This is a genomic window from Entomospira culicis (assembly GCF_028748145.1).
Taxonomy (GTDB): domain Bacteria; phylum Spirochaetota; class Spirochaetia; order WRBN01; family WRBN01; genus Entomospira; species Entomospira culicis.
The window spans coordinates 1,051,015-1,076,289 of the sequence record NZ_CP118181.1; the positions used below are offsets into that span (position 1 = coordinate 1,051,015).

The 25,275-nt window shown below is 42.2% G+C and carries 18 protein-coding genes and 2 rRNA genes; 11 read left to right on the forward strand and 9 right to left on the reverse strand.

Annotation, left to right across the window (positions count from 1 at the left end; all coding sequences use genetic code 11):
- Positions 1 to 45: 45 nt before the first annotated feature.
- The 4 genes from PVA46_RS04965 to PVA46_RS04980 all read left to right on the forward strand — a co-directional run bounded on the left by PVA46_RS04965 (position 46) and on the right by PVA46_RS04980 (position 6,018).
- Complete coding sequence (locus PVA46_RS04965; protein ID WP_167695655.1) at positions 46 to 1,626, forward strand: hypothetical protein; 1,581 nt, start codon at positions 46 to 48, stop codon at positions 1,624 to 1,626.
- 95 nt (positions 1,627 to 1,721) lie between these two features.
- Complete coding sequence (locus tag PVA46_RS04970; protein WP_167695656.1) at positions 1,722 to 4,556, forward strand: class I SAM-dependent DNA methyltransferase; 2,835 nt, start codon at positions 1,722 to 1,724, stop codon at positions 4,554 to 4,556.
- A 12-nt stretch (positions 4,557 to 4,568) separates the two neighbouring features.
- Complete coding sequence (locus PVA46_RS04975) at positions 4,569 to 5,618, forward strand: hypothetical protein (protein ID WP_167695657.1); 1,050 nt, start codon at positions 4,569 to 4,571, stop codon at positions 5,616 to 5,618.
- A gap of 4 nt (positions 5,619 to 5,622) precedes the next feature.
- Positions 5,623 to 6,018 (forward strand): ASCH domain-containing protein, encoded by a 396-nt coding sequence (locus PVA46_RS04980; RefSeq protein WP_274360268.1) that lies wholly within the window; start codon positions 5,623 to 5,625, stop codon positions 6,016 to 6,018.
- 247 nt (positions 6,019 to 6,265) lie between these two features.
- On the opposite strand, the gene PVA46_RS04985 is transcribed toward PVA46_RS04980, so the two are convergent.
- Together PVA46_RS04985 and PVA46_RS04990 are read right to left on the reverse strand one after the other, a co-directional pair.
- Positions 6,266 to 7,276: an NAD(P)-dependent oxidoreductase gene (locus PVA46_RS04985; protein WP_167695659.1), complete on the reverse strand. Its 1,011-nt coding sequence runs from the start codon at positions 7,274 to 7,276 to the stop codon at positions 6,266 to 6,268.
- 33 nt (positions 7,277 to 7,309) lie between these two features.
- On the reverse strand, positions 7,310 to 8,353 hold the full coding sequence (locus PVA46_RS04990; RefSeq protein WP_167695660.1) for an AEC family transporter: 1,044 nt from the start codon (positions 8,351 to 8,353) through the stop codon (positions 7,310 to 7,312).
- 297 nt (positions 8,354 to 8,650) lie between these two features.
- Between PVA46_RS04990 and PVA46_RS04995 the strand changes: the two genes are divergently transcribed.
- Positions 8,651 to 9,178: an HNH endonuclease gene (locus tag PVA46_RS04995; protein WP_274360269.1), complete on the forward strand. Its 528-nt coding sequence runs from the start codon at positions 8,651 to 8,653 to the stop codon at positions 9,176 to 9,178.
- Positions 9,179 to 9,202: 24 nt separating this feature from the next.
- Here the strand turns inward: PVA46_RS04995 and PVA46_RS05000 are convergent, their stop codons facing one another.
- The 6 genes from PVA46_RS05000 to PVA46_RS05025 form a co-directional block, all read right to left on the reverse strand.
- Entirely contained in the window at positions 9,203 to 10,153 is a 951-nt protein-coding gene (locus PVA46_RS05000; RefSeq protein WP_167695662.1) for a hypothetical protein, read from the reverse strand.
- A gap of 76 nt (positions 10,154 to 10,229) precedes the next feature.
- Positions 10,230 to 11,546 (reverse strand): GntP family permease, encoded by a 1,317-nt coding sequence (locus PVA46_RS05005; protein ID WP_212603852.1) that lies wholly within the window; start codon positions 11,544 to 11,546, stop codon positions 10,230 to 10,232.
- 232 nt (positions 11,547 to 11,778) lie between these two features.
- Positions 11,779 to 11,890 (reverse strand): 5S ribosomal RNA (gene rrf, locus PVA46_RS05010).
- 64 nt (positions 11,891 to 11,954) lie between these two features.
- Positions 11,955 to 14,931 (reverse strand): 23S ribosomal RNA (locus PVA46_RS05015).
- A 319-nt stretch (positions 14,932 to 15,250) separates the two neighbouring features.
- A complete protein-coding gene (locus PVA46_RS05020; RefSeq protein WP_167695663.1) occupies positions 15,251 to 16,294 on the reverse strand; it encodes a 5-methylcytosine restriction system specificity protein McrC in 1,044 nt (347 codons plus the stop codon).
- 5 nt (positions 16,295 to 16,299) lie between these two features.
- Positions 16,300 to 17,709 carry an AAA family ATPase gene (locus PVA46_RS05025; RefSeq protein WP_167695664.1) on the reverse strand — a complete coding sequence of 470 codons (1,410 nt, stop codon included), beginning with the start codon at positions 17,707 to 17,709 and terminating at the stop codon, positions 16,300 to 16,302.
- Between the two features lie 170 nt (positions 17,710 to 17,879).
- Here PVA46_RS05025 and PVA46_RS05030 point away from each other — a divergent pair, with 170 nt between their 5' ends.
- Genes PVA46_RS05030 through PVA46_RS05040 form a run of 3 tightly spaced genes read left to right on the forward strand, consistent with a single transcriptional unit; the run spans position 17,880 to position 21,886 of the window.
- Positions 17,880 to 19,649 (forward strand): AI-2E family transporter, encoded by a 1,770-nt coding sequence (locus tag PVA46_RS05030; RefSeq protein WP_167695665.1) that lies wholly within the window; start codon positions 17,880 to 17,882, stop codon positions 19,647 to 19,649.
- 3 nt (positions 19,650 to 19,652) lie between these two features.
- Positions 19,653 to 20,792 carry a coiled-coil domain-containing protein gene (locus PVA46_RS05035; protein ID WP_167695666.1) on the forward strand — a complete coding sequence of 380 codons (1,140 nt, stop codon included), beginning with the start codon at positions 19,653 to 19,655 and terminating at the stop codon, positions 20,790 to 20,792.
- On the forward strand, positions 20,792 to 21,886 hold the full coding sequence (locus PVA46_RS05040; RefSeq protein ID WP_212603853.1) for an AAA family ATPase: 1,095 nt from the start codon (positions 20,792 to 20,794) through the stop codon (positions 21,884 to 21,886). The genes PVA46_RS05035 and PVA46_RS05040 overlap by 1 nt, the downstream gene beginning before the upstream one ends.
- Here the strand turns inward: PVA46_RS05040 and PVA46_RS05045 are convergent.
- Positions 21,883 to 22,962 carry a hypothetical protein gene (locus tag PVA46_RS05045; RefSeq protein WP_167695667.1) on the reverse strand — a complete coding sequence of 360 codons (1,080 nt, stop codon included), beginning with the start codon at positions 22,960 to 22,962 and terminating at the stop codon, positions 21,883 to 21,885. The genes PVA46_RS05040 and PVA46_RS05045 overlap by 4 nt on opposite strands.
- 163 nt (positions 22,963 to 23,125) lie before the next feature.
- Here PVA46_RS05045 and PVA46_RS05050 point away from each other — a divergent pair, with 163 nt between their 5' ends.
- The 3 genes from PVA46_RS05050 to PVA46_RS05060 are packed head-to-tail and all read left to right on the forward strand — an operon-like array spanning position 23,126 to position 25,263.
- Positions 23,126 to 23,518: a hypothetical protein gene (locus tag PVA46_RS05050; RefSeq protein ID WP_274360270.1), complete on the forward strand. Its 393-nt coding sequence runs from the start codon at positions 23,126 to 23,128 to the stop codon at positions 23,516 to 23,518.
- Positions 23,499 to 24,437: an RluA family pseudouridine synthase gene (locus PVA46_RS05055; RefSeq protein WP_167695669.1), complete on the forward strand. Its 939-nt coding sequence runs from the start codon at positions 23,499 to 23,501 to the stop codon at positions 24,435 to 24,437. The genes PVA46_RS05050 and PVA46_RS05055 overlap by 20 nt, the downstream gene beginning before the upstream one ends.
- Positions 24,438 to 24,450: 13 nt before the next feature.
- Positions 24,451 to 25,263 (forward strand): hypothetical protein, encoded by an 813-nt coding sequence (locus tag PVA46_RS05060; RefSeq protein ID WP_167695670.1) that lies wholly within the window; start codon positions 24,451 to 24,453, stop codon positions 25,261 to 25,263.
- Positions 25,264 to 25,275: the final 12 nt, after the last annotated feature.

Consider the following 25,275-nt stretch of genomic DNA (forward strand, 5'->3'; position numbering starts at 1 on the left):
TAACATGATACAATTTAGTTAATCAATCTTAAAAAGAGGTTTTATATGTCTGAAAATGAGAAAAAAAATAATCCAATTAATCTAAAAATTGAAATGAAGAACTGCTTTGGTATCGGCTCATTGAATCATACCTTTCAGTTTGATGATGCACACAATGTATCACTTATTTATGCATCTAATGGAGTGATGAAGACATCTTTTACAAAAACCCTTTACCTATATAGAGACGGTAAAGAAAAGGATATCACATGCTTAGATTCAAATGAAAACTCAACAGTTACCATAAGTGGTAGCAAATTTGAACGATTTATGTTAACAGTTTTACCTCCTACTGCAAAAAATTTAAAAGATTTAACTCAATCTATCATTAATACTGATGAAGACTTAAAAGGAAAAAATAAACCCACGCATCTTACTCAAAATATGATATTTCATTATTTAGGCAAGAATATAGACAAAAATCAATACACTACAGATAGCGCATACAAAGAATATATTAATAATCAAGTTGAAAAAATTACACTTGACTACGATAACAGTTTAATAATGCAATTAAATGATGACATGCAGCAGTTTTTCACAAATCTAATATCCTTAGATTATAATTCTGGTTCTATATTAAAATATGACTTCAAGATAGAAAGTATACAAAAAAATAATTCTACTATTTCTATTAAAGAAGCATCGGAAATACTATCAGAAGGAGAATTTACAATATTGAAAATGCAAGAACTAATGCGCTTAAATAAATACACAGAAGCAGTACATCCTTCGTATGTAATTATTGATGACATCGTTGACTCTTTTGATTATGGCAGCAAGCACGCCGTTATTGAATACCTCATATACCTAGCAGAAAAAAAGAGAGAGAATACAAACCAACCACTCTTCTATCTTATCCTCCTCACCCATAACTACGATTTTTATCGTTCGGTCTACTCCCGACTAGGCGATGATCGCTGCAAAGGCTACAGAGCCACAAGGAATAATAATGCGGAAATTATAATCACAAAAGCAAACTATTTCAGAAATTTCTTCAATGGTATGATTCTTAAAAAATTAAAAAAATCAAAGGAAGAAAACGAGATCAATAAACATCTTGTTGCAGCCATTCCCTTTGTTAGAAATTTAGCCGAATATCAAGGGGATGAATGTAGTGTAAGCTTTTTCACAAAACTACTGCACATAAAAAAAGAGACAAAAGACATTACCCTATCAAAGCTCATAAGTCAAGTATTACCAGACCATAATCTATCAGCAAACAATGAAAATAAAAAAGCCTTAGATGTAATCTACCATGTAGCTGATAGTATAATTTCCACAGAAGAAATGGCATTTGAACAAATTATAGACAAATTAGTTCTTGCCATTGCTATTCGCCTAAAAGCAGAAGAATTTATGATATCCAAGTTAGGTGATGATTCTACAGATGACATTGAGGAAAATCAAACCAGAGAGCTTTTTAAGAAGTATCACAAAGAATTCTCCGATCATCAAACACTGCAAAAAGTTTTAATCATCACGCCCGAATTTATTCATATTAATGCCTTTATGTATGAACCACTCATTGATACGCCCATTGATGTGCTCGTCACGCTATACAAAGAAGTGTCAAATTTAAAGTAACGTAGTGTAACCTATGTCTCTTTTTACTAGATATTACATTGCGATTACTCGCGATATGTGCTATACTGTTGACACTAAAGAAAAACGAGGTATTCATGTATCTATCTATTGATGAAATTGCCGATCGGGCGCGAAGTTTTGTCTACGATTGGCAAGATTATGAAGGAAAAGAGATTGCCGAAGCGCAAACCTTCTGGAATGATCTCTTTATGGTGTATGGCAGACATCGGCTTAAATTGGCGAGCTTTGAGGCTAGCATCAAAAAAATGACGGGATCCAGTGGGCGTATTGATGTCTTTTGGCCAGGACAGTTATTAGTGGAGCAAAAAGCGCCACATGTTACCCTAGATGATACGGTAATGCAACAGGCCGTAGGCTATGTGGAGGTGTTGCCTGAGGCGGAGAAGCCAAAGTTTGTAGTATTGTGCAATTTTCATCAATTTAAGTTACTAGAGCGTGCCAGCGGAGAGATCACAGAATTTAGCTTAGCTGACTTTGCCAAGCATTATTATCAAGCCTTTATGTTTATTGCCGGCTATAGCGAATTTATCACCTATCAAGAGGAGGAAATCTCGCTACAGGCGGCAGAATTACTCGCGAAACTCTACACGGCTATTGAGGATGGGGATAATCAGCCATCGCTAGAGCTTAACTTTTTCATGGTGCAACTGCTCTACTGCTTTTTTGCCGACCATACCTCTTTATTTACGGATAGTAAATCAGCACGCCCTTTTCAACATTACCTAGAAAAACATAGTAACCCAGACGGGCGAGATTTACATAATCATATTAGAGAGATCTTTGAGGTTCTCAATACGCCCAAGGAAGAGCGAGATGCCCGCTTACCAGATGATTTAAAAAGTTTTCCTTATGTCAATGGCGACCTTTTTGCTGACACTAGCTATCGCCTATACAGCAATGCAACGATCCGAGAACGTCTCCTAGAGGTGGCTAATTTTAACTGGGCAGATATTAGTCCGGCTATCTTTGGCACGCTCTTTCAAACCATTACCGACCCCAAAACCCGCCAAATACGAGGCGAACACTACACCAGCGAGACCAATATTTTAAAAGCAATTAATCCGCTCTTTTTAGATGATTTAGAACAAGAGTATGAGCTCTGTAAGGAGAATCTAGCTGACCTAACCCAGTTTATCGAGAAGCTAGCAAGCATAACCGTACTAGACCCCGCTTGTGGTAGTGGTAACTTTTTAGTAGTGGCCTATCGTGAGCTACGGGAACTAGAGCTGAAGGCACTAAAGCACTTGCATAAAGATAAACGCGAACGCCACATGATACAAGAAGCCATGCACGCGCAAATTAAGGTGAATGTGCATCAATTTTATGGCATAGAGATTGAGGCACTGCCTAGCAAGATAGCCCAACTCGCGCTATGGCTAACCGACCACCAAATGAACATGCAAGTGGTATCAACCTTTGGCTTTAACTATACCCGACTACCACTTACCGCAAGCGCCACCATCTGGAATAAGAATGCCTTAACCTGCGATTGGAATGAACTTATTAATGCCAAAAAGTTAAACTATATTGTGGGTAATCCGCCTTTTTATGGAGCGCGCAAGCAGACCAAAGAACAGCGCACAGAAATGAAGAGGCTCTTCCGTGAGGTTAAGGGCGCAAGTCAATTAGATTATGTCGCCTGCTGGTATCAGAAAAGTGTAGAGATGATGCAATTGAACGACAAAATTAAAGGTGCATTGGTTAGCACCAATAGCATTACGCAAGGAGCGCAAGTCTTTCCATTGTGGCATCGATTGATGAGAGAGGAAAATCTACACATTCACTTTGCACACCGCACGTTTAAATGGTTTAACGAGGCTAAAGATAAGGCACAAATCCATTGTGTGGTTATCGGCTTTGCACGTTTTCCGATAGAAAAAAAGCGTCTTTGGGATTATGATATAATCACGAATAAAGAAGGCGAAAGAGTAGAACAAGTCTCCGAGCGGAAGTCTGCGTTAGCGATTAATCCCTATTTGGTCTTTGATGACGAAATGATTATAGTGCAAGAGCTAAAAACACCGCTCGACCCAACATCGCCGAAAATGGCCTTTGGAAGCATGCCTAACGATGGCGGACATCTACTCTTTAGCGCGGAAGAGAAGCAAGCATTTTTAACACTCGAGCCTAAAGCCGAACCATTCTTTAGAAGAGTGATGGGTTCTGATGAATTCCTCAATAGTAAAGAACGCTACTGCCTGTGGCTACTAGATGCCAACCCTTTAGAGCTAGCCAAGATGCCCCACGTTATGGCGCGAGTAAACGCCGTGCGAGAATATCGATTAAACAGTAAAAGAGAAGCAACCCGTAAATTAGCCGATACCGCTCACCTCTTTGGCGAAATACGCCAACCAAGTGCAAAGTATATTATTATTCCTAGTGTTAGCTCTGAACATCGTGTATACTCACCTATGGGCTATCTGGATAAAAATACTATCATGACAAACTCTGCATTCTCTTTAGAAAATGTTACACCTTACCTCTTTGGCGTACTCTCCTCTCGTATGCACCAAGTGTGGCTTGCTAGCGTGGGTGGACGTATGAAAAGTGATTACCGCTATAGTGTGGGATTGGTATACAACACGTTTCCCTTTCCCAGCAAGCCCACGCCTGCCCAGCAAGCTAAGGTGGCAGGTCTTGCCCAGCAGATGCTAGAGGTGCGCAACAAGTATCTTAGCCAAGGAGCTACGCTGGCTAATTTATACGATAAGAGTAAATTTTATCTTTATCAAGATTTAGTAAAGGTACATAGAGAGCTAGACAAGGCCGTGGAGCGTTGTTATCGCAAAGAGCCTTTTGATGCCTCGCTCTCGAACATGGATCGCATCACATTCCTCTTGAGCCAATACAAGCTCTACACCGATACGCTCTTTCACCCCGCAGATGATAACGAAAAACCCATTAATTAACAGGAGAAAACTATGATTGAACCAAAAATATATTTCATACCATTTAGTGAAATTGACTTAAATGATCCTTTTTTTGACTCCTTACGAAAAGACTATCTAGACTTTGAACAATGGTTTACCAAGAAAAGTAAAGCCCCTCAAGAAAAAGCTTTTGTAACCTATAATCAAGAAAAAAGAATTGAAGGCTTCATGTATTTAAAGCGCGAAGAAATGCCTGTTGGTGATGTTGAACCACCTATCAACTTTTCAGGAAAACTCTTAAAAATAGGCACGTTTAAAGTCAATGGACATGGTACAAAATTTGCCGAACAATTTATTTTTATTATGTTCTCTCAAGCAATAAAGAACAATTATGACAAGATATATGTAACTGTCTATGCTAATAAACAAGAAGGCTTAACCAAGCGTCTTCAGCTGTTTGGCTTTACAACCTACGGCGAAAAAAATGGGGAAACCGTACTCATTAAAAATTTACAGTACGATAATAGCCAGTCTCATTACTTCAATTATCCCCTTATCCAAGCAAACCGATTCTTTTTACTTGCAATTTATCCTCAATGGCATACGTCATTGTTTCCTCAATCAAAGTTAAAAACAGAAAAAAATCATAAACATCTAGACTTAACCTCCAGCAATAGTATCACTAAAATTTATATAGCGTTTTATCCATACGAGTTAAAAACAGGTGATGCAGCAATCATTTATCGTACATCAGAAGACAATAAGTCTGCCCGCTATTGCTCTGTCGTAACATCTTTATGCATCGTGGAGGAGGTTAAGTATAAATATGATTTTAAGGATGTAGAAGCGTTACTTGAATACTGTAAAGGTCGCTCGGTATTTTCAGATAGTGATATTCATGGGTTTTGGAAGAAAAATACGCTAATAATCATCAAACTCCTTTATATTACCAATTTCCCTAAAAAACCTACCAGACAAAATTTATTAGAAAACAATATTATTAATAAAGAGCCAATTCGTTGTTATCCCATAAGTAAACAGCATGCAATGTGGATTTTAGAGCAAGCCGAACTTCCAACGACTCATTATATTCAAAATTAGCTTGATGAAACATGGAGAAAGTAATTTGAAAGAATGTCAAGAAACAGCTAACATTGTTTTATCGATAAAACCACAATATGCATCTTTAATTTTATCAGGAGAAAAACGTTACGAATATCGTAAGAGTATTCCAAAAAAGAAAATCGCCCGAGTCTACATTTATGTAACATCACCAATAAAAAAAATTGTCGGATACTTTACTGTAGAAGAAATTATCTATAAACATGTTGATGATCTCTGGCAAGAAACTTCTGCTACAGCCGGTATCTCTCAACACGATTTTTATATCTATTTTAAAAATAGAAATCATGGCTATGCATTTAAAATAAAGAAAGTTTTTCACCTAACTAAACCCAGAAAATTAAAAAGTGTCGCTCCTCAATCTTTTCATTATATATAGGACTCAACTATAATGAAAATTTCGTACGATAAGTATATTATCCATTTCTTAATGAAAAAGTAAATGTGAAAAAACATGCCTAGGGGATGCTACAAACATGTCTAGCGCTCGTAACATTCTTGCATACCGCGTGTAACATCCATGTATCGCTCATGTTCATCATAAGCGCACTTACCACACGAAAAAGCGAACCACAACCAAGGATCTCCCCTCATAGTGGTTCGCTCTCATCGCCGGTGTAAAGGGGCTAGAGGCTATTTTTGCTCTCGCCCGTAGTTAAGAATTCGTGCAAATTCTCAAAGCTCTGCTCTATCATATTACGGCAAGCCTCCTCGGTATTACTGCCCACGTGTGGCGTAATCAGTGCGCGCGGGTAGAGCTCCACCAGCGCCCGAAAGGCGGGGTTGCTAATTGCATCGGGGCTAAATGCTTTATTAAAGAGCGTCGCCTCATCTTCTAACACGTCGGTGGCAAAGCCTGACAAATGCCCACGTTGCAAGGCGTCTACAACCGCTTGCGTGTCGACAATCTCCCCACGCGCGGCGTTCACCAAGAGCGCGCCCTTGGGTAGCTTAGCCAGAAAATCAGCATTCACCAGATGGTGGTTCTGCTCTTTGATGTACGGCATGTGCAAAAAGAGAAGTTCGGCCTTTGCTAGCACCGCCTCGTTGTTTGCCAAAAGTTCGACACGGCTTTGGGCTTGCGCGCTGGGGTAGGGATCCCATCCGTAAAGTTGACTCACGCCAAAGCCTCGCAAAATAGAGGCGGTGGTAAGACCAATCTTGCCTAGCCCCAAGATGCCCACCTGCATGTGGCGAATCTCTTTGCTAAAGTAGCTGGGGTTTACCCGAAAATCTCCCGTACTGGTAGCCGATACCGTGCTTGCCACATTACGCACCAGCATCATCGCGAGGGTTACGGCCAACTCGGCAATGGCATTGGGGGAGTAGCCCGGTACGCGCGCGAGGGTAAAGCCCAGCGCCTTCGCCGCCGGAATATCGATGTGGTCGATGCCCACCGTACGCGTCAGCAGATACTTTACCCCTAGCGCTTGCATTTTTGTGAGGTTATCGCCCTTGGCAGGACAATTGCCTCGCAACAAGACGGCCTGATGCCCTGCGACCAGCTCAACATTATCGGCAGTGAGCAACTCTTTTACTAGGGTAAGCTGAAATCCATAACGGTTAAGTTGATGAAAGAAGGGCTGTTCGTTCTCTCTTGCCCCGTAACAAATCATTTTTATCTCTGTATGTTGCATATCTATGCTCCTCATCTCTAATGTTTCGTAAAACTATGCCTGAAATAATCCCATCTGGTTGATAACCTCGAGGAGAAAGATGGTGAACGGCACCCAAATCACCGCAAAGACCGTGGCAATCAAGCTGGCGTTGGAGGCGAGCAAGGCTTCACGGTCAAACTTAATTGAATAGGCCACAGCGACGGTTGCAGGAGGCGTTGCCATCATCAAGGTGGAGACAGCCACGGTGGTAAAGCTCACTGGAATAGCGATATTGATAAGGAGCAGTACCACGATGCCGGCCAATGGCACAAGCACAATCTTGGTGATGCTATAGACCCAAGAGGTACGGTCGCGACTGGCTTCGGCGAGGCTGATTTGTGCCAAGGTACAACCAATGGATAACCATGCCAAGGGCGAGGAAAGCCCAGCTAAAAAGCCCATCGGCTTAAAGAGCCAAACCGCCGTCTTGTCGATACGGGCAAAGGCCACGCGTGATCCGTCTGCGAGGGTAACTTGTGGTAAGTATCCTTGAAAAATCCAAATAAATAATCCTAAAAGCGTAGCAATAATAATTGGATTCATAAACATATTCTTGAGATTCTCACGGCTCATGCGCATCCCACTAAAGCTAATGTATCCCCAGCTATAGAGATAGATGCGGTAAGAGATGTTAAAAATCGACGCAAAGAGCACGCCCTGCGCGCCGTAAATCGCGCCAATAATCGGAATCGCAAAAAACGTCGTACTGCCCAGCGCCGTAAGCACCGTCAGCGCCTGCTGTTGGTCTTTATTGTAGCGAACGTAGTAAAATTTCATCAAAAAGATAAGCGCGCCTTGAAAAATAAACCCCCAGATCAAAATCATCATCCCTTGGCGTAAGGTCTCGGGGTTGATGTCCGACATAAACGCATTAAAGCTCAACGCCGGTAGACCCACGGTCAAGACAACCGTGCTCAAATCTTTGCCCAACGACGCCTTAAATGTGCCACGTTTGGTGAGAAAAAATCCCAACAAAATAATAAAGAGAGCACTTGTTACCGCGCTCAATATCGCCTGATTCGACAACACCGCCTTGAAAATAGTCAACAGATCCATCCTACACACTCCTTGCCTCACACAAATTTAATATTTTCCTAAATGTGTATAAAATATAGTCGGAGCAACGACAATTTTCTATAGACACTTAATCAATTCTATGGTGTTTATAACCTACGCAACATTGCGCTCCGATAAGGTCTCTTATGCATTAAAGATAACAATCATGAGACGTTAGGCTTCTTATTCTAAATTCATATTAATTGTAACGCATTTTTATTTTTTTGTCAACCTTTATGATCGAATTCGTGAGCATATAGCCTAGACTTTTTCCCCTTTTTTCTCTATGATAAAATGATGAAGATGCACCGTTTTCTGTTAATAACACTCCTCCTTGGTTTCGCAATTGCGTGTCAGAGTAGCAACTCTGCTATCTCTAGCACACAAGAGGATGATATTCCGCTCTTGCCCTCGATCAATGGGCATATGTTAGATCAACGCCACCCCATCACTGAAGTGTGGTATCGGCGCGTCATTACCCATCGTACGCCAGATGGCGATCCTGTTGCGGTGATTGTTCCGCAGTTTGATGCGCCCTTCGCGCATCTCCTTCCTGACAACCTCTTGCTTGCCAGCGATGCCAGACAAAAACGATACCTCAATCGGCAACTTAAAGAGGCGATAGAAAAAGATGCGCGGTTGCGACGCAAGTTTAATCGCAAGCAACAGCAGATGATCCGTGATAATAAAATCCCCATCGGCTATGTTTGGCACCACGATGCGCCCATCGGGAAGATGCAGTTGGTCGATAAAGTCATCCACGACGGAACGGCACACACCGGCGGACGGTGGATTTGGGGTGGTGGGAGTAATCAACGGCGCTAATACATTACCCACTACCCCCGATATCTATGAATCTACCAAAGCAGGAGTCACCAACTTAATTTTATCTAAAATGAGTTTACTGCGTGCCACTAAAAATTCATGATAATTTTCCATCTTCCATAGCTCTGGGTTCGACGGAATGAGATGGCGCTTTAAGTATGCATCTCGATCTGCTTCGGTTTTATACGCCTGCATCACCCACTTACCGAACGCCTTTCCACCTTTCGATCGATTCTCTTTACGCAAAAGTAACTGCCGATTAGCAAAGTAGTGAGGCTTAAATCCCGCCTTCTTCAACGCAGCACAAGAGTGAATATGGTCATCCTCATAGCGAATCGTTTTGGTATATCCTTTGTAGCCCAACTCACCATCATAGATTAAATAGAGGAGAAATTTTTTATTAAGCGTGGTTTTATTAAAGACCTTTAGTATATTTTTTTCGGTAACCTTAGCTTGAAATTCAGGCAACTGTTGCTCGTATAGTGCCAATAACGCATTAATGGGAAAAGCCTCACCCTGATGCGCCTTCATGATTGCGAAAGATTTTTGCACCGCAACCGTTGCCTTCCATGATGCTCTTTTACTAAAGAGGCTGTTGAATTCTGCCAGTTGCACAAAATGCGCCATAGCAGAAAAATTCTCTTCGCTTTCTTGATTCTCCTGATGAAAAAGGTGATAAGCCACAAAATAAAGTGGGTATTTCTTGATGTAATAAAACCAACGATCCAAGTTATACTGCGCCAAAAACTTCGTTAGCGATGCAAACGTTCCTTTAAGTTTTGCTTCATGTTGTTGATAACACGCCTCTAGCGCCTCTCGATTTTGTTCATACTGCTTATCAAATTCCGTGGGATTCGAACTCACCTTCTTCCCTTCATTCATTAATAAAAAGAGCAAATTTAATAAGACATTGTAATTTACCGAATCAGCCTCATACTCCTTCACCATCGCCTCAAAGCGCTCATTTCTCTCCATTCACCATCCTCCTAATACTGATTAAAATTATATCTATAAATATATATCATGTCAACAGCTTTCCGTAATAAATATACTAAATATTCATCATGACACCAAACAGAATCGTCGAAACAATCACCATGCTTAGCCCCACCATAAATTCGTAAGGCACAAGTTTAAGGCGCTCGGCAAAGGTGAGCTTTGTCGCATCGGCAGTGATGTAAAAAAAGCTTCCATGAGGCATGCTGTCTAACACCACCGCCCCCGTGTGGATCATCGCCACGCTGGAGAGCGCGCCTACCCCCCCAGCCAGCAAGATTTCCGCAAAGATATCGCCGGCAAGCGTTACGCCCACCACCGTAGAAGAGGCAGCGAACGCCATTAAAATTCCCGATATCGGGGCTAAGAGAAAGAGCGGAAGTCCGGCATGCGATAAGCCATCTTTCAACAGGCTACTCAACTCCGATGCGCCCAAAATTCCGGCTAATGTCCCCGTAGACAAGAGCAATAGTGCGATGCCACTCATGCGCTCTAAGCCAAGGGCTAAATATTGTTGAATATTAGCCATTTTTTTCATAAAGAAGAGCCCCACCAAGCCACCAATCGGTAATGCAATCATCGGATCGATGGAGATACCAACAATCGGGCGCAACACCAACAAGATAATCGCCGTAATAGGGCCACTAATTGCCGATCCAAATGAAGGGTACGCACCATGATGCGTTGCGTTATCACTCTTCTCTTCCAATATCACCATCTTGCCTCGCTTTTTAAGCAGATGGGCGAAGAGGAGCGTCAACCCCATTCCCAATAGTGCCGGAATTAGCCCTACCATCATTAACTGCGAGAGGGAAACGCCGAATCGATCCATCAGTGCAATGGAATTAGGGCTCACCGAGATGACGTTACCCGCCTTGCCGCCACCAACCAGTGCCATGCTCACCGAGAGCAGGGAGAGTTTTGTTCTCGCCGCCACGGCTAAAGCGATGGGCGCAAGTGTTACGATCGCCACCCCGATAAAAACGCCAGACATCGTCAATAATGCCGTCGTTACAACAATCGCCAACAAGGCTTTTTTCTCACCAAAAATAGTAATAATTTTATTAGCAATCACATCAGTCGCACGCGTACCAATCAAGATGCCAGCCAAGATGCCCGCGCCAAAAATGCGTAAAATCACCGAAGTTACCGACTTTCCCCCATCGATCATCAAGCCGACCACCTCATTAAGCAGATCAAAAAAGGTTATCGCCTCGCCATCAAGATTGCTCTGACCTACATAGGGCATCAACCCAATCACACCAGCAAAAAAAGATCCAAACATCATCGCATACACCGGCGGAATCTTTTTAAGAATAAGCCAAACAATCAACCCCAAGCCTAACAACACGCCCCAAATATTTACAATCAAAATAAGCTCCTCACTTTATAACCTTTTACTCGTTATATTATAGTAAAAAAGCAAAATAAACAAGAGAATATGCTTTTATATATGTATATTAAAATTAGTCTTAGGTTATGCATAATTTATCTTCTGTCTAATTTTATAGCGCACAATAGAAATAAGATACATAAAAAAAGAAGCTCATGGCTTCTATTCTTCGTGGTATGTCTTGATTTATTTGTCCTTGAGAAATAAAAAAACCTAGCGATAACCTACTCTCCCACATTACTGCAGTACCATCGGCAAAAGAGGACTTCACTTCCGTGTTCGGGATGGGAACGGGTATTTCCCCTCTTTTCATCATCGCTAGGATATTTATTACTATTCTTTATATAGTTCTAAATTATCTCCTATCACCAAGAGATAAAGAGTAATATGGTCAAGCCTCACGACTCATTAGTATTGCTCGATTGAACATATTGCTATGCTTACGTCTGCAACCTATCAACCGCATGTTCTTTACGGGTTCTTTAGGAGGCATAAAACCTCAGGGAATTCTCATCTTGAAGCCGGCTTCCCACTTAGATGCTTTCAGCGGTTATCCGTTCCTAACATAGTTACCCAGCGATTGCTCCTGGCGGAACAACTGGTACGCCAGAGGTTAGTCCACATCGGTCCTCTCGTACTAAATGCAGATCTCCTCAAAATTCCAACGCCCACAGCAGATAGAGACCGAACTGTCTCGCGACGTTCTGAACCCAGCTCACGTACCGCTTTAAATGGCGAACAGCCATACCCTTGGGACCTGCTACAGCCCCAGGATGCGATGAGCCGACATCGAGGTGCCAAACTTCACCGTCGCTATGGACGCTTGGGTGAAATCAGCCTGTTATCCCCGGAGTACCTTTTATCCGTTAAGCGACGGCGCTTCCACTCGCGACCGCCGGATCACTAAGACCTACTTTCGTACCTGCTCGACCTGTTGCGTCTTGCAGTCAAGCTACCTTCTGCCTTTGCACTTTCCTCTTGATTTCCAACCAAGATAAGGTAACCTTCGCGCGCCTCCGTTACTCTTTAGGAGGCGACCGCCCCAGCCAAACTGCCCGCCTGACAATGTCCTAGTACCAGTTCTATGGCACCAGTTAGAAATCTAAACAATCAAGGGTGGTATTTCACCAACGACTCCACTCAAGCCAAAGCCCAAGCTTCATAGTCTCCCACCTATCCTACGCATGATTGCCCAAATCTCAATATCAGGTTACAGTAAAGGTTCACGGGGTCTTTTCGTCTAACTGTGGGTAATCGGCATCTTCACCGATACTTCAATTTCACCGAGTCTAGAGTTGAGACAGTGTCCGGATCGTTACGCCATTCGTGCGGGTCGGAAATTACCCGACGAGGAATTTCGCTACCTTAGGACCGTCATAGTTACGGCCGCCGTTTACTGGGGCTTCAATTCTCAGCTTCGCAGTTACCCGCTAACCAATCCTCTTAACCTTCCAGCACCGGGCAGGCGTCAGCCCCTATACCTCCTCTTGCGAGTTAGCAGAGACCTGTGTTTTTGGTAAACAGTCGCCCGAACCTCTCTTGTGCCACCACTTCTCAGTGGTCATACTTATCCCGAAGTTACGTATGTATTTTGCCGAGTTCCTTAACTCTAGTTCTCTCGTACGCCTTAGAATACTCTTCTCATGTACCTGTGTCGGTTTACGGTACGATTCCCAATAGCCTAACCTTAGAAATTATTTCTTGGCAGCATAAATCCTATCCCTCCCAGCTTCTTACAGCCTTCTCCTTCACATCTTACCTAAAAGTACGGATTTACCTGTACTCTTTCAATCAGCTTAATGCTTAGACCACAATCCAATAAGTGGCGGATATTCTCTTTCTGCGTCATTCCTTCGAAACTATCAGAAGTGCAGGAATATTAACCTGCTTCCCATCGACTACGCTTTTCAGCCTCGCCTTAGGGGTCGACTCACCCAGGGAAGACAACCTTTACCCTGGAAACCTTACATTTTCGGCGGGAAGGACTCTCACCTTCCTTTTCGTTACTCATGCCTGCATTCTCTCTTCCCATGGCTCCAGCAACCTTCTCAAGTTACCTTCATCGCCCTAGGGAATGCTCCTCTACCATCACACACTAATGTGTGCAATCCGTGATTTCGGTATTATGCTTAGCCCCGTTACATTTTGGGCGCACCACGACTCGACTAGTGAGCTATTACGCACTCTTTTAAGGAATGGCTGCTTCTAAGCCAACCTCCTAGCTGTCTTTGCCGTGGCACTTCCTTCTCCACTTAGCATAATTTTGGGACCTTAATCGACGGTCTGGGCTTTTTCCCTTTCGACCACGAACCTTATCGCCCGCAGTCTCACTCCCAATCTTTTGAGTTAGCGTATTCTTAGTTTAACTAAGTTTGGTACCCAGTGACGGGCCCTAGCCTAATCAGTGCTTTACCCCGCTAACTAAACAATTGAGGCTGTACCTAAATACATTTCGAGGAGAACCAGCTATCTCCGAGTTTGATTAGCCTTTCACCCCTATTCACAGTTCATCACTGCCCTTTTCAGCGGACTAGTGTTCGGCCCTCCACTTGGTCTTACCCAAGCTTCAGCCTGACCATAAATAGATCACTCGGATTCGGGTCTACCACATGAAACTCAAGACGCCCTATTCAGACTCGGTTTCCCTCCGGCTCCGCAACTTCTATTGCTTAACCTCGCTTCATATGATAACTCGCAGGCTCATTCTACAAAAGGCACGCCATCACCCCCTTTAGAGGCTTTGACCGCTTGTAAGTCCATGGTTTCAGGTTCTCTTTCACTCCCCTCCCGGGGTGCTTTTCACCGCTTCCTTCACAGTACTCGTTCACTATCGGTAGCTATCTCGTATTTAGTCTTGCAGGGTGGTCCCCGCAGATTCCGACAAGGTTTCTCGTGTCTCGCCGTACTTAAGAAATACACCAGTGAGTCTTAATCATTTCGCCTACGGGGCTTTCACCCTCTTCGACCGGCCTTCCCAAACCGTTCGGCTATAACTAAGTTTTCTTACTCACCCAAGAGGTTTTACGCCCTCTCGCATGTACTCTTGCAACCCCAAATAAGAAACACCGTAAAGTTACACTCTTATCTGGTTTAGACTCCTCCCCTTTCGCTCGCCGCTACTAAGGGAATCTCGTTTGATTTCTTTTCCTGTAGGTACTTAGATGATTCACTTCCCTACGTCTGGCTTCTACACCCCTATTTTATTCAAGGTGCGATACTAAGGCTTCACCTTAGTGGGTTACCCCATTCGGACATCGCAGGATCATAGATTGATTGCATCTCCCCTACGCATTTCGCTGCTTACCGCGTCCTTCATCGCCGGATAGCTCCAAGGCATTCCCCATGGACTCTTATTTACTTGACCATATTAATCTTTATCCCTTCGCTCTATATAAAACTATCAAGCCTCTTCTAGTGCCTTACGCTACGCCTTAGCCACCACTTAATAATCTCGTCTGTAACTTAAAACCATTAGCCGATTTAAAACTCAATCTCCTTTCAACTTACCGTCTCAATCAATCTCGTTTCGCTTCAACCTCCTATACTATAACTCATTGCCCAACTTTTGTCAACACCTTTTTCCCACAAATTACAAAAAAAGTTGTAAACCTGCCCAACAACACAAGCTATATCCATACTAAACAACAACTTATCTATCCAAAAAAATTATCAAAACATATCGTTTATCCAAAAAATTCTTTTGCAATACTATCCAATTGTACTACAATATCAGACCATTCTTTATCTAAATTCAATACTTTAACCCCAATCATGTTGCCATTCATGTTGTACATCTGGCTTGGCGTCTCCATATCCGACAAATGCGCATATAATAATACGCCACTCACATTGTCCACAGTAACTTTATAGTAATTTTTGACATACGCATAAATTTGATACAAATGAAATGAAAGATAGGTAAATTTTTCGCCATGCGGAGACTTACTCATATTTTTTTGATAAAATTTAGTATCAATAATAAGTGTATGATGTTGATTGCTTAGCATTATATCGGTTTTCATTTGTGGTAAAAGATGCCCCAGTTCACCTTCTTCTATACACCACCTAATGATATCACTTCTTGGGTTCAAGCATGAATGATGCACATGGTAATACGCTAGAACAAATTTCTCAAAAATGGCGTGTAACTTATCTTCTGAAATGGGAGCATTTATCTTACGTGTACCACGCTCTTCAGCGAGTAATTGAGTCTCTATGATAAGACGACAAAAATCCATCAACATCTGATAGCTACTATTATTGCGGTGATAATGCAATGCGTCCCAGCGGATCTGCTTAGGTTCAATATTACTGATATGGTTAAAGTATAAGAGAAGTTTTCTTAACTTCTTCTTATACTTCGTATCAGCATCGCTACGTAAGAGAAGAAGCATCGTTGATTTTAGAATTTGATTAAATGGGATATCTTCAGTGAATTCGTCGTAAGCGCATACCAACCTACCCATAATAAAGGTTTGTTGTTTAATCGACTGCTCCACCCGTATCTGTCCACGTAAACCAGCCAAAGGCTCAACTTGTGTGACGTAATGCTGTTGTAGCCCACGCTTTACTAACTTTCCTACCATTTTTTCTAAAACCACAGCAAAAAGATCGTCCAAGTGTTCAAAATTCTCGCTCGCTAACCATTGAGGATCTTTTATCAGCAATTTATCATAGACATAGGCAAGCATATAATAAATATTTTTTATACGATGATGACTAGCCATTGCAACTACCCTATCGCCGATTGCAACTCGAGACTCCACTTTTCAACCTTTGTGCTATCGTCAAACCAGTACTCTTTTAATAAAGGAATCAACTCATGCGTAACAATGCCTTTAATATCCGGATGAATAGTAGACTTAGGCTTTCCATCTTCATCTAGTAATGTACAAAAATAACTATGTCCAATCTCAAAGCCAGAACCCAAGGAGTCATCACCACGAATTACTTCGTTAAGAGCTTTTACCACCGCTATCAACTGGTTAAATTTACTATTGCCAACCTCCTGCTGATATGTAATAAAACCAGCTTTCTCAAAGGCAGGCGTCATATCAAAAAATGCAAACCGTCGACGTAACGCATAATCGATCATCGCTAAACTGCGATCGGCAGTGTTCATCATACCGATAATATAAAGATTTTTTGGAATATAAAAATCTTCTTCCTCATCATTATTAGAGTACATCAAAGGCATCGCGTACTCCCTGCCACGCTTATCATCTTCCACTAGCATCAACAGCTCGCCAAAGATTTTACTCATGTTACCACGATTAATTTCGTCGATAATAAAAAAGTAATCACTCTCTTTATCTTCTCGCGCTTTTTGGCAAAATTGATAAAAAGGACCTTCTTTAAGCGAAAAGCCATCACCATCGGGACGATACCCCATCACAAAATCTTCATAACTATAGCTTTGATGAAACTGAACCATCTTGATTTGATCATCAGCCTTTTCCCCCATTATCGCATAAGCAAGGCGCTTGGCAGCAAAAGTCTTGCCCACTCCCGGAGCACCTTGCAGAATCACGTTCTTTTTACGCTCTAAAAGACTCGTTAGCTCTTTATACTCTGGCTCACTGATAAAAACTTCCTTTAAAAAATCTTTTTTGGTATAGCTCCCCGCCACCTCTGGCTCATCCATCAAGAGTTCATCCACCTCAGGTAAAGTATCCTCTATCCCATAAAGTGCCTCTAACTCACGAATACGCTTAGGGTCATCGTATTTTGTTAGCGTTTTTTGTGGTAAATTTTTAGCATTAGACCCTAAAGTTTTCCCCTCTTGATGCGTCCAACGTACACTACGAGTATGCGCATAATCACGCTCGGGATCATACACATAATCAGAATCCACAATGCCTCTAGCTAAAACCGTTCGCGTTGCCCCTTTCCCTCCTTTAATATAAACAATATCCCCAATCGCCATCTCATGGCTAAATTGCCACAAGGCTAAAGTAGTATTGCCACCACCCGAACCCTCTTTTTCTGCCAATCTATTTACCCTTGCGCGACTCTTCACGTTGCTTAAATCACCAACCTCACTCCATCCAATACCTATAAGGTTTTGATTAAAATGATCCTCTCTCATCTCATGCTTTTGCTTCTCACTACCATGCCCCAGAGCCATCAACCAATAGTTCATTTTCTACCTCTTTATCTTTTTATTCTTATCTTATTTTATCACGACAATTTATTCACGTCAACAAAAAATGAGGGGAGATATCCCACCGACACAGAGCAGATTTTTTACTTGATGCGACTTGACAAATTGCTAATTAATAGTATAAAATAATCAAAAGGAAGTTACTAAAAATGGCAAATGATAACGAGAAACTCCCAATGAAGATGAATTTTGAAGAGTCATCAGACGCTGAATTCGATCTCAACACATTTGAAGCAGATTTGGAAGATAAGCTAAAAGCAGACCTCGCGGGGATGGTCTCTCCAGAAGAGGACTTAAAGAAGATTGGCGACCCATCAAGTTTGGGTGATCCTATTTTAAAACTTATCTTGGAACAGATCAATAATCAGATTGCCGTAACTGCTGGTGAGGATTTTATTAAAGAGAACGGTGGTCTTAATCTTGATTTACGTAACTCTGCCCACATCCAAACAGCAGAAAATCATAACATAGGAGAAGTTCCCAGCCATAATCCAAGCGACTATAAAGAGCGACACGATACATGGGTGGATAAGACTTTTCAAAAAGATAATAAAGGTAATATCATACTAAATGCAGACGGTACAAGAAAGTTAAAAGAAGGTTATCGTAGTGGAATTGACGACCCCACAAGACCAAGAGGATCTAAAGCCGATGGTACGGACATGGATCATACGATTTCAATAGCAGAGTACCAGAGTAGGGCTGATGTTGATTTATATATGACAAAAACTGCTGAACTAGAAAATACAACTAAGGAAGCTATATCAAAAGACTTTGTGAACAGCAAAGATAATTTACGTCTTATGGATGCTTCAGCTAATCGCTCTAAAGGCGATAGTACTACTCCTGAATGGATAGCTAGTGGCGATGCCGATCCCTATATTGAAAGTGGCAAGATTAACGAAGAACAGGCATTAAAGGATCATGAACATGCAGAAAAAACTTTAAAAAAAAGGTACAAAAAGGGTAAAGATGCTTTTAAAAAAGAGGGTAGAAAATCTCAACGCGAAGAAGCTCTTCGTATGGGAAAAAATACGGCAAGAGCAGTTTTGATGCAACTCCTGCTCAAACTTCTTAAGAAAATCGTAGGTAAACTAGTTGTATGGCTAAAAACAGCTCAAAAAACTATTCAAACCCTTATCAACTCCATTAAAGAAGCGATTAGTTCTTTTCTCCATGACTGGAAGCAACACCTATCTAGTAGTGCTGATATAGCGGGTACCACCGTGGCAACTGCAATTTTTGGACCTATCATTCGTGCAATCAAAAGTGCCTGGAGTATGCTCAAACAAGGATTTCGCTCCTTAAAAGAGGCTATCAATTGGCTTAAAGATCCTGCGAACAAGGGAAAACCTTTTGCAGAGCGAATGCTCCATGTAGGAAAAATCATCGTGGTAGGACTAACTGGATTTGGCGCCATCAGTTTGGGGCAAACGATTGAAAAGGGCTTGATGGCATTCCCACTCTTTGCAATCGAAATCCCACTACTAGGGAGTATCGCTAGTATCATTGGTATATTTTTAGGCGCAGTCGTTGCGGGAATCATCGGCGCTATTGCCATGAGCTTCATTGATAGCCTCCTAGCCAAGAGGCAACAACGTGAATTGACCTCTCAACTCATTGAGCAAGGAAATACGGTATTAAATAGGCAAGAAACCATGCTTATGCTTAAAGAGGTAAAACTCGAGCAAAGCAAAGCTACCATCATGCAAGATATCCAAGCACGGCATGAAGAAGCCTCTGAGGCAATGAAAGAATCATTAAACACTCTTTTTACAAATAAAGATCGCATGCAATCCATAAAAGAGGAGATTGAGGCAGAGTATCACACCATCACGTCACCATCCACCAAGAGCGCAGAGGAAGAGACGCTGGATGTATTATCAGATAAACTCCATAAATTTTCCCAAAGAAGGTAGGCAATGAATAAATTCGAAATTCAACCCAAAGATTTTAATGATAAAATGCAGCAACTCAAAGCATGTGCTGAAAATGTCCCATCAAACATATCTTTTAGAAAAGTTGATACGAGTGCTGGACCTTTAGGTTTGTTTAAGCATAAAGTTACTGGAGAAGAACTAAATAGTCTTACACGAGATGTTCAAGATGCTTTTATAGAGGTTAATAAGCGTCAAATTGAATCAGTCAAAAACTTGGAACTTGTTTATGACACCATAAATACATTGGACAAAGAATATATTACTGGGATCGTTGGAGCACTTAACGCTGCAGAAGAGGCAAGTAATCAAGCTATAGAGAGTGCAAAAATTGCCTTGGAAACGAGTAAAAGAGCTCAGGAAAATGGTGAAAAAATTGAAGGAAATAGCCAAAAAATCGCAAAAACGGTGGCCGTTCAAGAACAAACCATCGAGGTTTTAATTTCTGGGTTAGATAAACTTGAAGATCGCATCGATAACACCATTACTATGCAAGAAACGACAATTCGGCAACTACATGATGGCATTCAGGAATATCAACGTAATATTGCCTCAGCTATTAGCCAGCAAGAGGCATTGTCGGCGCAAATACAAGAGAATGTTACTCAATTTATGAACTCTACCACCGCTATAATTGCTGAGCATCAAGCCGTGATCGATGCGGTTACAAAAGAGAAGAGCGATCTCAAAAATCAAGTAAGTGATATAGCATCATTTCAAAAACAAAGCCTTGACTTTCTACACGATGGAGTTAAATCTCTTAGAAATGGTCTTGAACAAGAGATTTTACGTATTGGGCGCTTAGGCGAACAATTAAGCAAACAAGAAGAGCTCACCAAAGAACAATTTTGTGATTTTATGCGACTCTTATCCCAGCAGGAGAGTACCGTGGCTCAGTTAATCGAACAAAAAGCTCAAGAGTTTACCCAAGAGATGCATCAATATAAAGTTAATTCAGAAAAAGATACAAAACTTATATTAGATAACATGCAACAGAACATTGATACGATCACGCAAAAAAATAGTACACTATCGCAATCTATAACACGTGCTTATCAAGTAGCGATAGGCGCTGGGTTGTTAGGGGCTGGATCTATTGTACTTTCAATTTTTGGCATTATTTAATGGTGAGTAAGTACACAAAAGATCTTTTAGATTATGCTTCTAAGTTAGATGCTTTAATAGGTGGATATGGAAATGTTACGCAGAAGGCACTTGACATAACGGAAAATCTTAATCATGATACAACTAATTTATTGCTTAAACAGATCCAAGTCATCGTAAATACTAATAAAACTTCTCCAAAGGAAGTCCTTCTTCTCTGTCAAGCACTCAAAGAAAGCTTATTTACCTACTATGGCTATACCGAAATCACCCTACGATACTTAAGTATTCAGGAAAATGAAGCCCACCCTTCATTCGAAGAGATTATGGAAAAACTCGATAATCTCGTTGGGCTAGATGAGGTGAAGCGAGTCATCCACAACCTTATATCTTATCAAAAAGTACAACAATTACGCCAAGAACATGGTTTACCGGCATCAAAAGGAACTCTTCATTTAGCATTTATAGGAAATTCTGGAACTGGAAAAACAAGCGTCGCTCGGATTGTGGGTCATATCTACAAGCACCTTGGTTTATTATCAAGAGGACACTTCTTAGAAGTATCGAGAACCGACTTAATTGCAGGATATCAAGGACAGACTGCTCTAAAGGTAAATAAAATCATTAAACAAGCATTAGGAGGAGTACTTTTTATTGATGAAGCATACAGCATTACGGAGAATGATCATAGTGATTCTTACGGGCGAGAATGTCTAACAGAACTGACAAAGGCACTAGAAGATTATCGTGATGATTTAGTGGTTATCGTAGCGGGATATAAGCAACCTATGGAAAAATTTTTTCAATCTAATCCTGGCTTACGATCTCGTTTTAATACCTTTGTGGAATTTATGGATTATACTGCCGATGAGCTAGAAAAAATTTTCATCATGCGGTGTCAAGAGCATCACTACTCCGTAGAAAAGAAAGCTCTATCCCTTATCAAACAAATACTGATACAAGCCGTGGAGGAGAAAACTGAAGAATTTGCTAATGCAAGGCTAGCCCGTAACCTCTATGATGCAGTCGTAATGAACCATGCCCATAGAGTATGCAAAGTGGTGCACCCTACTCCTAAAATGTTAACCACTATCACCAAAGATGATTTACCTTAACGCTTAGGCTCGCGCTCCACTACCTCTGCTTTAACTTTTTTATAGATTGCATTTACCGCCAAAAGCTCCTGTTGGCTTCTCCCTTTGGAGTTATTATCTTCCAGCCAATTTAATGCAAGTGCAACTGTTTTATCTAATTTTTTGAAGTTATTCATATCATTGTTTTCTGTAGCAACTTTATACATATCCTGATATCCTAAAACATATTTCGCAATAACGCTCATTAAGGGTGGATAAAATATCGTCAAAGTAAGCTCGTCAGCAATAATGAATATAATACGCTCTAGTAGTAGATTACATAAAGTAAAATCATCATCGCCTATATACATCCTCATGACAAGTACATCAGCTATTAAATGTCTATTGATTGATTTATCGTCTGACGGGCTATTTAAAATAAGTTTACTTTCTATATCGTTTGTCAGTTTAGTTAATCTTTCAACTATATCACCATCCCCATATCCGTATCGAAAAAGTTTTTCAAACTCTATACGTGCTTCTCTCCAGTCCTCTTGTATAGTATCATCAGATGCTGATACAAAACCCTCACGCACAAGGGCTGGTTTCATGTTTTCTAGTACATAATAATAGAACATCGTATCTTTTTCTTGGTTAATCTCATTCAAGCGATTATTTGCTGATACCACAATATCATCTATTTGAATCTGTGCCTCTTGCTCTATTTTAGTTTTGTACTCTTTTAGTTGCTGGTCAATGCCTCGCTCTTTTAGCGAGAGGCTGATGCCCATACCAATAGCAACCACCGAGCCAAAGATGCCAAAGAGCGCCATCATGATAGAGACAACCGTTAAATAGTGATTGTGGCGATCCGTCTCGCTGGCAATAAACTCTCTAAGAGCATCCTCATTTAGCTTCAGTTCCGCCTGCTTATCCACCTCTACGCCATCTACCATGTAAGGCACCATTATCGGCTTCTCAAATGTAAGCTTAGTAACATCAACTGGCTTTGGCATAAAGTTAGCAAATACTGGAATGATCCCCATAATAATGGCAACGAGAATTATAACAATACCTAACCAATAACCATCATCCCCTTTTTTCTCTTGCGATTCCATAAATCCTCCCACACAATCAACTGCTTTATACATTGTATCACGCAGATAGACATGTTGTCTATACTTAGTTAGCCCAGTTGCTGAACTCTTTTTTTCTCACTATCCCACCTCAATGCAGGGCAAGCCCTTGACCTCTTAGCGCCTTTCATGTACACTTTATAGTATGAAAATGCTTTGCTATCTTTTACTGGGGTTTGCTCTTATGGGAGCAAATGAGATGCAGGTTTCGGCGCAACCGCTTGACGATTCTGCGCGCCCACTTACCTTAAACTTCGATCCAATGACCCCCGAAATGCGTGCGCTCAATCAAGCCAAGCAAGCGCAAGTGGGGGTGCATCCCTTGGTGCGCTTTTTTATTATAGGTATTGGGACATTCCCCTTGGTCTACCTGATTAGCTACCCGATTGTGCTCTTTAGCACGCAGAATTCCTGGACAATGAACCAACAGATCACCACCTCGCTTGCCATTGCCGGCGGAGTGAGCTTTACCGTCTCGCTTATCGATCTCTTTCTTGGCTTTCGCAAAAAGGGGCAGTATGAATATCCAGCAATATAACGACTACATCGCCTGCGACTATGCCCGTCTCGATCGTTACATCAGCGAGCATCTACAGTTGCTTAGCCGTAGCCAAATCAAGAGCGTAACCATCGATGCCCTCACCGTCAATGGCAAGAAAGCTAAGTGGAGCCAAAAGGTGCGCGTGGGCGATCATTTGATGCTCACCTGGCAAGCGCCCGAGAGCTTCTCGCTCTTACCTCAAGATATCCCCCTAGATATATTATATGAAGATGAACACGTCTGGGTGATTAACAAAGCGCAAGGGATGGTGGTGCATCCGGGGGCGGGGCGCAAGCGCGACACCCTCGCCAATGCGCTGGCTTATCGCCTACAGCAGAGCCAAGGCGAGATCTATGACGAACAGCGTCTCGGCATTGTCCATCGGTTAGATATGGAGACATCGGGGGTGATTATCTGCGCCAAGGATGCCAAGACGCACGCCTTTTTAGCCCAACAATTCAAAGATCGTACGGTGAAAAAGCGCTATATGGCGATCCTCGCCACACCCCATCTCACCCCAGCGCGTGGGCTTATTCAGAACTACCTCGATCGCTCCAGACGGGTGCGCACGCACTTTGTCTGTGGGGATAACCCCGAACGTGGGCGTTTTGCAGCTACGGGCTATCGCCTCTTAGCCAATTTTAACGCGCTCTCGCTGGTGCTCTTTAAGCCCTATACCGGACGCACCCATCAACTGCGCGTGCATGCAAAGAGCGAACTCTTTCCCATTGTTGGCGACCCGATCTACTACCGAGAAGATCCACGCGAAACGTCCTTAATGCTCCACGCCTGGAAACTGCAGATTCGTCTACCCCATGAGGATGCGCCTCGCACCTTTATGGCACCCGTACCAGATCGCTTTTATCGCTGTTTAGCGCTTCATAAGCGCGAAAAATTCGCCGATACTAAAGAGTAGGAGTATATCATCCATGCAACCGCGCACCAGATCACATATTATAGCCTCGCTCTTTTGGGGATTTTTATTGACAACACTACTCATCCACCCTCGCGCATTAGAGGCGCAAGAGAAGAGCTCTGCATCGATGTCCACGCTCTCGGAGGAGAAGCGCGCGCAACTCTATGAGCATTGGATGGCTTTGGCGAAAATTTACGAAGAACTTGGTGATCACGCCATGGCAGAGACCGCCCGCAACAATGCCCAACGCTTTGCCCCCGCCCCCAGCCAAGAGAGCACCTCACCAGAGGAGGAGGTAGCCTCTTCCCAACAACAGCAAGAAGATACAACGCTACCCAAAGAGGAGAATACTGAAAACGAATCGGAGAAGCTACCATTAGCCCCGCCCACTCTTCCTTCCGTCGATCTCTTACTTACCCAGCACTTTCAAGAGTATCTGGCGCATTGGTTTCGTGGTAACAGCCAAGATATTATCAACTTAACCGCACCTATCCTACTGCTACCCCTCTACAGCGACGGATTAATTAAAGAAGAACAAGTTGCCTTCTTTATGGAATTTTTCACCACCTATCCCCAATTTCGCCAGCTCGTACTTGAGGATATCTATCAGCTAGAGAGCTTGCAAATTACCCAATTTGATAACTCCAAAGCGATGCTTAGTATCCAATCGCAACCCTATCCGCCCGAAGTGCTTAACGAGTGGCAATACTGGAGTAACTTCTGGAATAACACGCATCACTACTTCTTTCAAAAAATGGCAGACGGTAAGTGGTATCTCTTGGCCTTCGATATGGAAGCCCACGCACCTCATCCCTTTGGATTTTAGGGGGAGCAAGCG